The organism is Nocardia cerradoensis NBRC 101014 (genome assembly GCF_000308535.1).
Lineage (GTDB): Bacteria > Actinomycetota > Actinomycetes > Mycobacteriales > Mycobacteriaceae > Nocardia > Nocardia cerradoensis.
The window spans coordinates 87,439-100,093 of record NZ_BAFW01000240.1 but is presented as its reverse complement, the minus strand read 5'-3'; the positions used below and the strand labels follow the sequence as shown (position 1 = coordinate 100,093).

Below are 12,655 nucleotides of genomic sequence, written 5' to 3'. Positions count from 1 at the left end.
CCCACCCCGGGCATGCAGAATCGGGAGCGGCGATGGACGAGCAGCATTCGGGCCGGCAATCGCGTCCGGCTCGCGGCGGGTGGCTGTCGACGGTCGTCTTCGTGCTCGTCATGGCCCTCGTCGGCGCGGCGTTCCTGGGCTACCGCGGCGATCTGCCGCGCTGGGCGGTACCCGCCGGCCACTCCACCTCGGCGCTGTTCGGACCGCCGGTCCCGCCGATGGATCCCGCGGCGGTGGCCTCGGCCGTCGAACCCGAACTGGTGAACATCAACGTGTCGATCCGGCCCAGCGGTATGGGCGCGGCCGGTTCGGGCATCGTGCTCAGTCCCGACGGGGAGATCCTGACCAGCCACCATGTGGTGAAGGGGGCGGAGACCATCACCGTCGGCGATCTCGGCAACGGCGGGCACTATCCGGCGACGGTGCTCGGCTACGACTCCGATGCCGATATCGCGCTGCTGTCGCTGACCGGCGCGGCGGCGCTGTCGGTGGCCCGCATCGGCAGCTCCGCCGGGGTCCGGGTCGGCGATCAGGCGCTGGCGATCGGCAATGCGGGCGGAACCGGTTCGCCGACCGCGACACCGGGCACGGTCACCGCACTGGATGCCTCCATCGTCGCGCGTGATGCCGCCGATCTGTCGCGCAAGGCGTTGATCGGCATGATCGAGGTGGCCGCGCCGGTGGTCTCCGGACAGTCCGGTGGCGCACTGGTCGACCGGTCCGGGGCGGTGATCGGCGTGGTGACGGCCGCCTCGGGAGAACTGTCCCGGCAGCAGGGGCAGGCCAGCGGATACGCGGTGCCGATCGATCGGGCGTTGAGCGTGGTGCGCCAGATCCGCACCGGCATTCCGACCGATACCGTCCACGTCGGCCCGACCGCGACTCTCGGTGTGCTGACCTCCGATGCCAAACCCACCGGCGCCCGGGTGGACGTGGCGATCTACGGGCTGCCGGCCTTCGCGGCCGGGCTGAATTCCGGCGAGGTGATCGTCGCGGTCGACGACACACCGGTCACGTCGGCGCAGACCCTCAAGGCCGCACTCAATGTGCGCCGGCCGGACGAGGTGATCCGGCTGGATCTGGTCGAGCCGGACGGCACCCACCGCGCGCTCGCGGTGACGCTGGCCGCCGGCCCGCCCAACTGATCAGAACAGCGAGAGCCAGTAGTCCTGGAAGCGCAGGAAGACCAGCAGCAGCACGATCGCGTAGTAGACCACCACGATCGTCCACCGCCACTGCGCGATGATCCCCATGATCCCGCGGGCCCCGCCCCACAGTTGATCGGTGACCACCGCCAGGCAGATCGGCGTGAACGTCCACACCACCATGCAGTACGGGCACAGCGCGCCGATGCGGTAGAGGCTCTGGAAGATCAGCCAGAAGACGAAGCCCATCCCGGCGATCAGGCCGATCCACAGTCCGCCCCAGAACCAGCGCGGCAGGGCGACACCGGCCACCGCGAGCACCGCGATGGTGACCGCCACCGAGAATCCCGTCACGCCGATGATCGGATTCGGGAATCCGAACACCGACGCCTGATGGGTCGCCATCACCGAACCGCAGGACAGGATCGGATTGATACTGCACGACGGCCGATAGGACGGATCCTTCAGCAGTTTGAAATCTTCGATCGTCAGCGTCACCGCGGCCAGCCAGCCCAGCAGGGTGCCGAGCAGGAGCAGCCACGCGGGGCGGGGCCGGGCGGTGATCACTTGGCCGCGGCCTCGATCACCGGGCGCAGACCGTCGGGCTGCATCAGCTGCTGCGAGCTGGTGATCTGCTTACCGTCGACGTACACCGTCGGCGTGGACTTGATGCCGCTGTTGAGCACGTCCTTGGTGGTCTTCTGCACGTACTTGTCGTACTTGTCCGACGTGATGCATTCGGCCACGGCCGGATCGGTGTATCCGGCGGCCTGGGCGATCTGCACCAGCTTCTCGTCGGGCAGGCCGGTGCCGCCCTCCGGGGGCTGCTGCTCGTACATGGTGCTCAGCCACGGCAGGAATTTGGTCGGATCGGAGCCGGCCACGCAGTAGGCGGCGTTGGCCGCGCGCGAGGAGTAGCGGGTGCCGCCCGAGGACTGGTCCAGGAAGGCGATGATGTTGTAGCGCACGCTGGCCGTACCGGCGTTCACCGCGTCCTCGATGGCCTTGGCGTTGGCGCTCTCGAACATCTTGCAGGCCGGGCACTGCAGGTCGGCGACGACGCGGATGTCGACCTTGGCGCCGGGCTTGCCGATCTTGATCTCGCCCTTGTCGGTGATCGATCCGGTGACCGCGTCCGGTGCGGCCGGCTGCGCGGCGACCGAGGGCACCGGCCCGGTGTCGTTCTTGTTGGACTGTTTGACGGCGATGCTGATGCCGATGGCCGCGATGAGCGCGATCAGCACGGCGGCGACGCCCACCTGAATCAGGATCGTGCGCGTGCGATCTCCGCCTCGCACCGCCGTCAGCGAGTTCTTCCCACGCGGATTCTTGCTCACCTCGGAGTTCACCACGCCTTTCCTGTGTTACGTGTATGTGTGCGACATCGTGCGGCCGGGCGCCGCCTGCGATCGTACGGGCCGTCCGCCGCGCCGTCGCGGGGCCGCATGATCAGCGGGCCGTCGCACCGGGCACACTCGGCACCACATGATTGCCGCTCAACCTGAGAGATCCCCGAGATTCCGGACGAAAACTTCGCGGCCGTGACGGTGTCCGGCGTGCGGATCAGCTCTCCGCAAGCCGGGCCTTCTCGGTCTCGATGTCGAAATGCGGCGCGGGCCAGGTCAGCTTCAGGCCGCTGAGGGCGTCGATGAGTAATTCGGTGATCGCCAGCCGGGCGAACCATTTCCGGTCGGCCGGAACGACGTACCACGGCGCGTGCTCGGTATCGGTGCGGTCCAGCACGTCCTGATATGCCCGCTGATATTCGGGCCAGAGGGCGCGGTCGTCGATATCGCTCGGGTCGTACTTCCAGTATTTGTCCGAGCGTTCCAGCCGCTCGCCGAGCCGGCGTTTCTGTTCGTCCAGCGAGACGAACATCGCGACCTTGACGATCGTCGTGCCGGCCGCGGTGAGCTCCCGTTCGAAGTCGTTGATCTCGTCGTAGCGCGGCTCCCACACCTCGCGCGACACCAGGTTCTGCACCCGCACCACGAGGACGTCCTCGTAATGCGATCGGTCGAAGACGCCGATCTGCCCACCGGCCGGCAGCCGGTGGCGGATTCGCCACAGATAGTGGTGACGGCGTTCCTCGTCGGTGGGAACGCCGAAGGCGGCATGCCGCACGCCCTGCGGGTCGACCATGCCGATCACGTGGCGCACCACGCCACCCTTCCCGGCGGTATCCATACCCTGCAGGATGAGCAGCAGGTTGCGATGGTCGCCGGAGCGGCCGTTCGCGAACAGCATCTCCTGCAGATCCGACAGCACCTCGCCGCGTTCGGGCAGCAATTGCTCGCCGAGTTTCTTGTCGCCGGTGAATCCGGGGGTACCGGAGGGATCGTAGGAATCGAGCCGGACCCCGGCTGCTCGCAACGCGGTGGTGGCAGGTTCGGTCCACGAAGATTTCGCCATAACCGTCGAGTATGGTCGGCGGCCCCGACAGCCGGGCGGTGATCGGGTCGTGAGTCAGCCGATTCCGGCCAGTCTCGTCAACTGTGCCGCGAATTCGGCGTCGTCGACCGGGGTCAGCACCAGCTCGGCGGCCGTGGTGAGCAGATAGCGGCCGTCACCGGTGATGTCGAGCCAGGTGCGATGCCGCGTCGGCGGCGACATCGGATTGTCCGGTGCGACGGTGACGGTGATGAATCCGCGCGCGTCGACCGGCGCGCGCAGGGTGCGGCGGAAGCGGGCGGCGCCGGGATCCTGCGGCGTGCCGATATCGCCGCCGGGCCGGGCGTCGGTTCCGGTGTCGAGTACCGCCTGCTGCGGTTCGCGCATCGGCCCGCATCTGCCCGCCGGCGCCGAGCCGATCGCGGCCACCAGCCGTTCCCCGAGGCCGCGCGCATGGCAGACGGCGACCGTGACGGCGTCGGGCCGCGCGATCAGCAATCCCGCGTGCCGGTGGACGACGGCGGCGAAGGCGAGGATCAGTTCCGGCTCGTCCGGCGGTGTGGAGCGCCGCCCGGAGACGGTGATCGTGGTGGCGTCCGGCCGGGTGCACAGCAGCAGCGCGGCGGTGAGATCCGGATCGGTGTTGCGCGCGTAGCGGGTGCGCAAACCCAGTGCGGCATATTCGATTTCGGTGCGCACGGTGGATTCCGGGATCATGTTCACCGGATACGGGCGGCGGTCGAGATCGGTTTCGGTGGCCCAGACGTGGGCGAACTCGTCCGGCGTCAGCACCCACTTCACTACGGGTGACCCCCACCCGAATCCGGACGGGGTGCGGGAACGAAGCGCGGCACCCGATCGCCGGAGGCGGCCAGGGTGGTGTTGTAGCGGAAGGTCATGATGTCGCGGGTGTCGGCCAGGGCCGCGGCGGCGGCGATGTCGTGGGTCATCCGGCGGGCGCCGCCATGCACCACCTCGGCCACCGGGTCGGGCAGCGGGACATAATTCGACGGTGCCGGTAGCGCGTCTCGAATGGATTGCGCCGCTTCGGCATCGGCCTCCAGCAGCTGCCCCAGCCGGGTGCAGACCTCGGCGGCGGCGGCGCCCCGTTCGACGAATGCCGCCGTCGCGGGTTCGGCCGCCGCGCGCGCATGCCCGGACCAGCGCTCGAATTCGGCGTGGGTGGTGTCGGCGAAGGTCCGGAACGCCGCGGCGACGGCGTCCGCCTGCCGTTGCCAGGCCGCCGCCGCCTCGCCCAGCGCGGCCGGGTCCAGTGCCTCGTGCACCAGTTCCCAGAGTTGCCGGTGGCTGTAGGAGCCGTAGACCTCCCGGTCCGCGACGAAGGGCGGATCGAAGTAGGACGCGTCGGCCACGTCAGGCTCCCGGTTCGGGCCGGATCAGTGCCAGCGCCGCGCGGTTGGCTGCCTCGGCCTCGTCGAAATGTTTCCCCGCGGCCAGGTAGGCGGCCTTGAACAGCAGCGCCGTCTGCTGGAACGAGAGGACGGTGTCGAGGTATTCGCCGCTCTTGCGGGAGAATCCGCGTGCCAGGGCCCGGCCGGACGCGAGTTCGCCGAAGCCGCGCACCGCGGCGGGGACCGCACCGCCGCTGCGGGCGGCGTGGAGATCCTCGACGAGCCGGTCGCAGGCCGCCGCGAGATTGCGGGCGGTGTCCTCGGCGATCTCGAACACCTCGGCTCCGGAACCTGTTGCCGCGGCGTACAATTCGCGCGCCAGTTGTTGACCGGTCTCCGGAATCGGCACCGTGATGATCCCCTTCCGCCCCGAGAGTTTCCCTCGGCGAGCTTACCGGAGCGGCCGGTGCCCGGCGCGCGGCGGCGCATTGTGAATCCGCACATCGATACGGGACGAAAATGTGTAAATTACTGTGGCGCTGCCGGTTTCACGCCGCCTCGGCCGCCCGGGCGCTCACGTACTGCAGCAGGCCGTGCACTTCCTGTTCGATATCCACCAATCCGTATTCGGCGAACAGCTTCGGGAAGGTGTCGAGGTCGAATACGCGCAGCCCGCCCGCGCCGCCCACCGCGCTCGACACCTGCCCCACCCAGCCCTGCGGGCGGTGACTGGTGCTGATCGCGATGCGGCCGCCGGGCGCGAGCACCCGGATCATCTCGGCGGCGGCGGTCAGCGGATCCGGAATCAGATACAGCGCGCCGAAACAGCAGACCGCGTCGAAGCTGTTGTCGGGGAACGGAAGCCGGCGTGCGTCGCCGCGGACGTAGCCGGCTCGCGGTCCGGAGTTGTCGGCGACGGCCTGCCGCAGCATCGGCACCGAGAAATCGATGCCCACCGCATAGCCGTCACCGATGTGTTCGCTGAGGTAGTGGGTGAAATTGCCCGGCCCGCAGGCGATGTCGAGCACCCGGTCGCCCGCGCCGAGGCCCAGGGTGCGCACCGCGTCACGGCGATCGGCGTGCATGGTCCGCCCGGTGGCCAGCAGGAAACTGGTCGGCCGCCACGCCCGCTCGTAGAGCAGGGCGAAGACCGGGTTGTTCATGGTGCGGCGTGCGAGATTCACCGGGTCATCCTCGCGTCGAGGTCGTCCACTGTCGAGATTCGATACGGCGGTGCGCCGTGCCCGAGCAGCCGCAGTCGCCCCCAGAAGTCGCGATCACCCAGGATCGCCGCCGCGGTGCTTGCGGTGGTTCGCACCTCGACGCGCTGTTTCCGGTTGCCGGCCGCCGCATCCAGCGCGGCATCCGGATCGAGGCGTCCGTACCAGCGGTAGATGCCGTCGATCGGCTGGCGGTGGCCGCGCAGCCGCACCCGGACGGCGAATTCCCGATCGCCGAGCACGACGACGGCCGGCCCCTGGTAATCCGCTTCGGGTTGCCGCATGATCGCCTTCCTGAGCTGCGCGAGAGCGTCCTGTCCGCGCTATAGCCGTGACAATGAGTAATAGGTAATATCGAGTGTGCCACCGCTCACATCGGTCGGCAAATGCGCCGGGGTGAGCACAACGCGCGGGCCGCGGTCCAGCGGCAGGACGGTGAAGCCGATGGCACAGCACACCGAGAATTTCGCGGGGGACGCTTCCGACGGGCGCGAGCGCGTGGCCCAGCGGCTGCTCCGCTCGTCGGCGGAACACTTCTACGACGCCGATATCGATATCGACTGGGAGCAGCCGTGGCAGCCGGACAAGGCCTGGCTGCCCGAACATCGGATCTCCCTCTACGGCACCCCGCTGTGGGATCGGCTCACGCCCGAACAGCGCATCGAACTCGGCAAACACGAACTGGTGAGCCTGCTGTCGTTCGGGATCGTCGCCGAGGGGCTGCTCAGCAAATATCTGCTGCGCATCGTCGCGCGCAATCCGACCTCGCAGCACGCGATGTACGCGCTCACCGAACTGAGTGAGGAGGCGCGCCACTCGATCATGTTCGCGCGGCTCATCGACAAGACCGGAATACCGCCGTATCGGCCGGTCGCGCTGAACCGGATGCAGTTGCGCGTCGCCGAACACTTCCCGATCGGCCCGGTCGTCTACGCCGGCACGCTGCTGATCGAGGAGATTCTCGATCGTGGCCAGCGAGAAGCCATGGCCGACAGCGAGATTCAGCCGCATGTGCGGCAGTTGATGCGCATTCACGTACTGGAGGAGGCGCGGCACATCGGCTTCGCCCGCGATGCGCTGGCCCGCGGGATGGCCCGGCGTTCGCGGTGGCAGCGGCTGCCGCATCAACTGCTGCTGGCCTACTTCGCGCTGGTGCTGTATCCGATGCTCGTCAATCCGCAGGTCTATCGCGCGGTGGGCATCGACCCCCGGCGTGGATTCGCCGCGGCCTTCACCGGACCGCAGTACCGGCGGACGATGAGCTTCCTGTCCGAGCCGATGCTGCGCTATTTCGACGAGGTCGGGATGCTCGACGGCGCGGCGGTGCACACGCTGTGGCGGCTGACCCGTTCACTGCCCGACGACCTGTGCAGGCGGTCTGTGAACGGGCCTGCGCCGCAAGCGAATCCGTCGTTCAGGCCCGCTCGACCTCGATGGTCAGCCCGGCCCGCCGCAGGCGATCGGTGAGCGGATCGCCCATCGCGGAGGCGGGGGTGAGGATGCCCGCCAGCTCCGGTAGTTCGTCGAAGGCCAGGCACAGTCCGGCCTCGCCTAGCATCACCGAGGTGGCCTGATAGCCCGGATCGCCCTGCCCGGAGAAGGTGCAGACGTACCGCGCGCCCGAGGTGGTGTCGGCGAAGGTCTTCATGGTGAACCAGCCGCTGCGGCGGGCCTCCTCGCCGGGGCCGGTCCCCGGCTTCGGCAGGATCCGGTCCAGGAGCCGGCGCCCCGCCGACACACGGGAGAGCAGCGCACCGGCGGTCAGGCCGGCGACGATGCCGCCGGCCATTCCGGCGGCGACCAGCGGCGCCGCCGGTGAGCTCCCGGCGCTCATCACCTCGCGGTACCGGAAGTTCTTGCCGTACACCCAGCCCAGCAGGCCGTTGCTGCGTCGCACCACCTTGGTGTTGTGCGCGGCCATCACGAAGGTGGCGACCCAGCCGTCGAGGCTGGGATCGATGGCCGAGGCGCGCGAGAGAGCCTGGTCGGACTGCCGGCCCACATCGGGTTCCATCGACTTGTCCGGGCTCAGTGAATACGGGTGCGAGAGCACCGAACCCTTGGCCGGATCGGTGGCGATGGCCTCCATCATCGCCCGCCCGGAATCGATGGTGCCGCCGCTGGCGCCGCCCTTGAGCCAGGCCACCAGCGTGGTGTCGGTGAGTTCACCGGTGTTGTCCTCGACGGAGCGCCGGAAGAGCCGATACACGCTCAGATCCGACGGAATCGAGTCGTAGCCACAGGAATTCACGATCTTCGCGCCGGTTTCGGCGGCCCGCTCACCGAACCGATCGATACATTCGCGGATGAACAGCGGCTCGCCGGTCAGATCCGCGTAATGGGTGCCGGCGTTCGCGCAGGCCTGGGCCAGCGGCAGTCCGTAGCGCAGGTACGGGCCCACGGTGGTGACCACGACCTTGGTCCGCGCGGCCAGCGCGTCCAGCGCCGCCTGATCGGAGGAATCGGCGACCAGCAGCGGCCAGATCGCCGCGGCGCCGCCGAGTTCGTCGCGCACCGCGGTGAGCTTCTCCGGTGAGCGGCCCGCGAGGGCGATGCGCGCGTTCTCGGGCGCGGCCTCGGCCAGATACTGCGCGGTCAGCCGGCCGACGAACCCCGTCGCGCCGAACAGTACGAGGTCGAATTCCCTGTCGGTCATGCCCATCCCATTCTCGTGGTGGCCGATTACTTTGTGCTGGTACGTTTTCCGCCGGCGGCCTTGCGTGGGGCCGAGCGCTTCGCCGGTTTGCGCGGCAGGCCGCGCCGGGCCAGCCAGGCGTGATGCTGCTTACCGAGCTCGGTCACCGGCTCGTCGCCGTAGAGCCATTCGCGGGCGATGCGATGCCAGTTCGCGGTCGCCTCCAGCTGGCCGAGTACCCCGAACGTCAGGAAATCCGCACGCCGCGAGAACAGATGTTCCGGCGGCAGATTCTGCTGTTTCATCCCGGCGTATTCACTCGCGCGCGGATCGACCGCCAGCACGAAGGCGCCGCTGGCCAATTCGGGGGTGATGGTCAGATCCTGGTCGATCAGCGCCCACTCACATGCCGCGAGCACGTACTCCAGGCAGTCCTCGGGGCTGATCTCCTCCGGCGAATCGATGATGCCGTGGTCGATCATCAACTGGCGCAGATCTTCCGCGCGTTCCTCGGCCGCCGCGCGAATACAGGTGGCCTCGAAGCGGACGTGTTCGGGGTCCATCCGGTTGAACAGCCCGAAATCGAGGAAGGCGACCCGGCCGTCCTCGCCGAGCAGCAGATTGCCCGGATGCGGGTCACCGCAGAACTCGTGGAAGGTGAACAGCGAGCCCACGTAGAAGCGGTAGATGATCTCGCCGACCCGGTCGCGTTCGGCCTCCGGCAACCGCCGGATCTCCTCGAAACCGCGACCGGGAAAATATTCGCTGACCAGCACGTGCGTACTCGACAGTTCGGGCATGGTCGCCGGTACCACGATGAACGGATGGTCGGCGAACAGGGCGGCGACCTCGCGCTGGGTATGCGCCTCGGCCACGTAGTCCAGTTCGCTCTCGAGGTTCAGGCGCAGTTCGTCGAGGACCGCCGGCGTCACCCACGGCATCGCCGACTGCAGGACGCGGCGGAACATCGCCAGGTTCTTCAGGTCGGCGCGCACGGCGGTGTCGATGCCCGGATACTGCACCTTCACCGCGACCGCGCGACCGTCGTGCAGCCGCGCCCGATAGACCTGGCCGATCGAGGCCGCCGCGATCGGTTCGGCGTCGAATTCGGCGAACAACTCCTCGAGGGTGCGGCCGAAATCCTTCTCGATGACGCCGCGCATGGTGTCGAAGGAAACCTTCGGCGCGCTGTCGCGCAGTACGGCGAGCCGGCGCTGGAATCGTTCGCGATGTTCCGGCGGAACCAGATCCAGATCCAGCACCGAGAGCATCTGGCCGAGCTTCATTGCCACGCCCTTCATGGTGCCCAGCACCATGACCATCTGCTCGGTGGCGCGGATCATCGACTCCTCGGCCATCCGCTCGCGCACCGCTTCGGAACGTCCGCGCATGGAACGGCGGGTCTTCTGCGCACGTAAGACGTTGCCGGCGACGGCCACACCCAGCTTCGTCCCCCGCGCCAGCCGCGACGTCGGCAGCTCTTTCGCCATTGATGACCTCCGTTGATGCCCCGCCTGGCCGGTCTTCAGCGTAACCAAGCGTGAGCCGTCGGCCCAGAGACGGCGAGCACGGATTCCTTCGCGGGCGAATCAGCCCAGGTCGGCCTCGGGAAGTTCGTGCGGCACGGCGTTGAACTTCTCCGGCGAACCACCCGCGCGGACCATGCCCTCGATGGCGCTCCACACCATCATCGCCAGGTGGTCGAGCATGCGATCGGCCGACATCGAGCGATTGCTGATCCACCAGTCGGTGGCCAGCTGCACACCGCCGACGATGACATAGGAATACAGCTGCACACCCTCGGTGTCGACGCCGCGATCGAAGGCCTTGGTCTGCACCACGACCGACACCACGTCGGCGAACAGCTTCTCGAAGTCGGCGAGGCTGGACTTGTCGGTGGTGGAGCCGTTGCCCATGATGAAGCGGTACACGTCGATATCCGCCTCGACGGTGTGCACATAGGCGGCGAGAGTGTTGCGGACGAGCTGATATTCGTCGGCGTCGTCGCTGATCGCCTCGTAGATCCGCGGCATGAGTGTGGTCTCGATGAACCGCTCCATGGTGGCGCGGGTCAGATCGGACTTGTCCGAGAAGTAGCGGTACAGGACGGTTTTGGATACGCCGATCTCCGCGGCGATCTCGTCCATCCCGACATCGCCGCCGCGGTTGCGGATAGCGGCGAGGGTGCCGTCGACGAGTTCTTCCCGGCGGTCGATCTTGTGCTGATGCCAGCGTCGCTTGCGACCGTCCACCCGGCCGGGGCGCACCGCAGGGGTGTCGACGGCAGCGCTCGCGGCACGATGTGTGGTCATGCTCGAGGGGACTCCTGGATCCGGGGATATGGGCACCACCAGCTTAAGTCCTCCGCGGAGGTGATGTTCCCGGTTCGCCGAGTGGGCCGGCTCTCGGCCCGGGGCCGTTCACCCGAGGCGCGGACGGGCTCCGGGTGAGCGGGCGCACGTCGGCGGCGCCGATATTCCAGCCAGAATGGGGATATGGAGCAATCTGCCGGCAGCGCCCCCGTCCTGGCGGAAGCGAACGCGCACCCCGAGACCCGGGCGGGAGTGGGAAATGCCACACGGCCCGCGAGCCGGGGCGCGCCGGAACCACCGTCGTCGTTCGCCGATCTGATGGACGAATCCGGGAAGAAACGCGATCTGCGCAAGATGAAGATGGTCGCGACCGGATTCCTGGCGGCGGCCACGGTCGTCTATCTGGTCTGTTGCTGGCTCGGTTCGCGCGATATCGGCGGCAGCTGGGTCGGCTATGTGCGCGCGGCCTCGGAGGCCGGCATGGTCGGCGCGCTGGCGGACTGGTTCGCGGTCACCGCGCTGTTCCGGCATCCGCTCGGCCTGCCCATTCCGCATACGGCGATCATCCGCAAGAAGAAAGATCAACTCGGCACCAGCCTGGGCGATTTCGTGCGCACCAATTTCCTCTCGCCCGACACCGTGGCGACGAAGGTGAACTCGGCGCAGATCTCGTTGCGCCTGGGGACGTGGATGGCCGATCCCGGGCACGCCGCGCGGGTGTCGGAGGAGTCGTCGACCATTCTGCGGGCGGTGATCGGCGCGCTGCGCGACTCCGATGTCGAGCAGGTGATCGACCAGACCATCGTCAAGCGCATCGCCGAACCGCAGTGGGGGCCGCCGATCGGGCGGGTGCTCGCCGAGCTGCTGGCCGAGAACCGGCAGGAGCCGCTGCTGGATCTGCTGGCCGAGCGCGCCCACCAGTGGGCCCTGGCGAGTCAGGAGACTCTGGACCGGATCGTCATGCGCGATGCCCCGTCCTGGGCACCGAAATTCGCCAATATCCTGTTGTCGGAGAAGATCTACCGGGAATTGGTGGAATTCACCTGGAAGATTCGCTCGCAACCCGATCACGAGGTGCGATTGGCGGCGAACCGATTTCTCGAGGATTTCGCCCGCGATCTGCAGTACGACGAGGCGATGATCGCCAAGGCCGAGCGGGTGAAGACCGAGATCATGGGCCGCGAGGAAATTACCGGAATGGCGCGCGCGACCTGGCGCGCGGCCAAACGGATGATCCTGGAATCGGCCGACGATCCGGGCAGCACCTTGCGCCGCAAGATCTCGGAGAATGTGCAGCAGTTGGGTCAGCGTCTGGTCGACGAGCCCGAGCTGACAAAACAAGTGGACGCTTGGGTGGAACGCGGTGTGAGATATCTCGTCGCCAACTACGGTTCCGAGATCGCGGCCCTGATCAGCGACACGGTTGCCCGGTGGGATGCCGATGAGGCGAGTCGCAAGATCGAATTGCAGGCGGGGCGCGATCTGCAATTCATCCGGATCAACGGCACGGTGGTCGGATCACTTGCCGGCCTGGCGATTTACGCCGTATCGCATTTACTGTTCCCAGGCTTCTGACAACCCTTCCGGCAACCGCGCCGGA

14 protein-coding genes are annotated in these 12,655 nt (G+C 68.0%); 3 read left to right on the top strand and 11 right to left on the bottom strand.

Annotated elements, in window-relative coordinates; translation table 11 throughout:
• The first annotated feature begins 32 nt into the window (after positions 1 to 32).
• Complete coding sequence (locus ON23_RS25385) at positions 33 to 1,145, top strand: S1C family serine protease (protein ID WP_051043294.1); 1,113 nt, start codon at positions 33 to 35, stop codon at positions 1,143 to 1,145.
• On the opposite strand, the gene ON23_RS25380 is transcribed toward ON23_RS25385, so the two are convergent.
• The 8 genes from ON23_RS25380 to ON23_RS25345 all read right to left on the bottom strand — a co-directional run bounded on the left by ON23_RS25380 (position 1,146) and on the right by ON23_RS25345 (position 6,392).
• Complete coding sequence (locus ON23_RS25380; protein ID WP_051043292.1) at positions 1,146 to 1,712, bottom strand: vitamin K epoxide reductase family protein; 567 nt, start codon at positions 1,710 to 1,712, stop codon at positions 1,146 to 1,148.
• Positions 1,709 to 2,494: a DsbA family protein gene (locus ON23_RS25375; RefSeq protein ID WP_223273544.1), complete on the bottom strand. Its 786-nt coding sequence runs from the start codon at positions 2,492 to 2,494 to the stop codon at positions 1,709 to 1,711. The genes ON23_RS25380 and ON23_RS25375 overlap by 4 nt, the downstream gene beginning before the upstream one ends.
• A gap of 214 nt (positions 2,495 to 2,708) precedes the next feature.
• Positions 2,709 to 3,557 (bottom strand): polyphosphate kinase 2 family protein, encoded by an 849-nt coding sequence (locus ON23_RS25370; RefSeq protein WP_039781230.1) that lies wholly within the window; start codon positions 3,555 to 3,557, stop codon positions 2,709 to 2,711.
• Positions 3,558 to 3,611: 54 nt separating this feature from the next.
• Positions 3,612 to 4,337, bottom strand: coding sequence for an ESX secretion-associated protein EspG (locus ON23_RS25365; RefSeq protein WP_039781228.1), 726 nt, complete (start codon positions 4,335 to 4,337; stop codon positions 3,612 to 3,614).
• Positions 4,337 to 4,909, bottom strand: coding sequence for a hypothetical protein (locus ON23_RS25360; RefSeq protein WP_039781226.1), 573 nt, complete (start codon positions 4,907 to 4,909; stop codon positions 4,337 to 4,339). Before ON23_RS25360 ends, ON23_RS25365 begins: the two co-directional genes overlap by 1 nt.
• 1 nt (position 4,910) lies before the next feature.
• A complete protein-coding gene (locus tag ON23_RS25355) occupies positions 4,911 to 5,297 on the bottom strand; it encodes a hypothetical protein (RefSeq protein WP_039781224.1) in 387 nt (128 codons plus the stop codon).
• 139 nt (positions 5,298 to 5,436) lie between these two features.
• A complete protein-coding gene (locus ON23_RS25350; RefSeq protein ID WP_039781222.1) occupies positions 5,437 to 6,072 on the bottom strand; it encodes a class I SAM-dependent methyltransferase in 636 nt (211 codons plus the stop codon).
• On the bottom strand, positions 6,069 to 6,392 hold the full coding sequence (locus tag ON23_RS25345; protein ID WP_039781221.1) for a DUF4873 domain-containing protein: 324 nt from the start codon (positions 6,390 to 6,392) through the stop codon (positions 6,069 to 6,071). Before ON23_RS25345 ends, ON23_RS25350 begins: the two co-directional genes overlap by 4 nt.
• Before the next feature lie 160 nt (positions 6,393 to 6,552).
• Between ON23_RS25345 and ON23_RS25340 the strand changes: the two genes are divergently transcribed.
• Positions 6,553 to 7,575: an AurF N-oxygenase family protein gene (locus tag ON23_RS25340; RefSeq protein WP_063821330.1), complete on the top strand. Its 1,023-nt coding sequence runs from the start codon at positions 6,553 to 6,555 to the stop codon at positions 7,573 to 7,575.
• Here ON23_RS25340 and ON23_RS25335 read toward each other — a convergent pair.
• The 3 genes from ON23_RS25335 to ON23_RS25325 form a co-directional block, all read right to left on the bottom strand.
• A complete protein-coding gene (locus ON23_RS25335) occupies positions 7,523 to 8,770 on the bottom strand; it encodes a saccharopine dehydrogenase family protein (RefSeq protein WP_039781219.1) in 1,248 nt (415 codons plus the stop codon). The two genes, ON23_RS25340 and ON23_RS25335, sit on opposite strands and share 53 nt — an antisense overlap.
• Positions 8,771 to 8,790: 20 nt before the next feature.
• The gene (locus ON23_RS25330) at positions 8,791 to 10,233 is read right to left on the bottom strand and encodes an ABC1 kinase family protein (RefSeq protein ID WP_039781218.1); all 1,443 of its coding nucleotides are present in this window, start codon (positions 10,231 to 10,233) and stop codon (positions 8,791 to 8,793) included.
• Positions 10,234 to 10,332: 99 nt separating this feature from the next.
• The gene (locus ON23_RS25325) at positions 10,333 to 11,055 is read right to left on the bottom strand and encodes a TetR/AcrR family transcriptional regulator (RefSeq protein WP_039781217.1); all 723 of its coding nucleotides are present in this window, start codon (positions 11,053 to 11,055) and stop codon (positions 10,333 to 10,335) included.
• A gap of 318 nt (positions 11,056 to 11,373) precedes the next feature.
• Between ON23_RS25325 and ON23_RS25320 the strand changes: the two genes are divergently transcribed.
• Positions 11,374 to 12,630, top strand: coding sequence for a DUF445 domain-containing protein (locus tag ON23_RS25320; RefSeq protein ID WP_086006981.1), 1,257 nt, complete (start codon positions 11,374 to 11,376; stop codon positions 12,628 to 12,630).
• Positions 12,631 to 12,655 lie beyond the last annotated feature (25 nt).

What these genes read in the sequence shown, in the direction of transcription:
- ON23_RS25385 (WP_051043294.1), top strand. Translation starts at nt 33, where the DNA reads ATGGACGAGCAGCATTCGGGCCGGCAATCGCGTCCGGCTCGCGGCGGG.
- ON23_RS25370 (WP_039781230.1), bottom strand. Translation starts at nt 3,557, where the DNA reads ATGGCGAAATCTTCGTGGACCGAACCTGCCACCACCGCGTTGCGAGCA.
- ON23_RS25345 (WP_039781221.1), bottom strand. Translation starts at nt 6,392, where the DNA reads ATGCGGCAACCCGAAGCGGATTACCAGGGGCCGGCCGTCGTCGTGCTC.
- ON23_RS25340 (WP_063821330.1), top strand. Translation starts at nt 6,553, where the DNA reads ATGGCACAGCACACCGAGAATTTCGCGGGGGACGCTTCCGACGGGCGC.
- ON23_RS25335 (WP_039781219.1), bottom strand. Translation starts at nt 8,770, where the DNA reads ATGGGCATGACCGACAGGGAATTCGACCTCGTACTGTTCGGCGCGACG.
- ON23_RS25330 (WP_039781218.1), bottom strand. Translation starts at nt 10,233, where the DNA reads ATGGCGAAAGAGCTGCCGACGTCGCGGCTGGCGCGGGGGACGAAGCTG.
- ON23_RS25325 (WP_039781217.1), bottom strand. Translation starts at nt 11,055, where the DNA reads ATGACCACACATCGTGCCGCGAGCGCTGCCGTCGACACCCCTGCGGTG.
- ON23_RS25320 (WP_086006981.1), top strand. Translation starts at nt 11,374, where the DNA reads ATGGACGAATCCGGGAAGAAACGCGATCTGCGCAAGATGAAGATGGTC.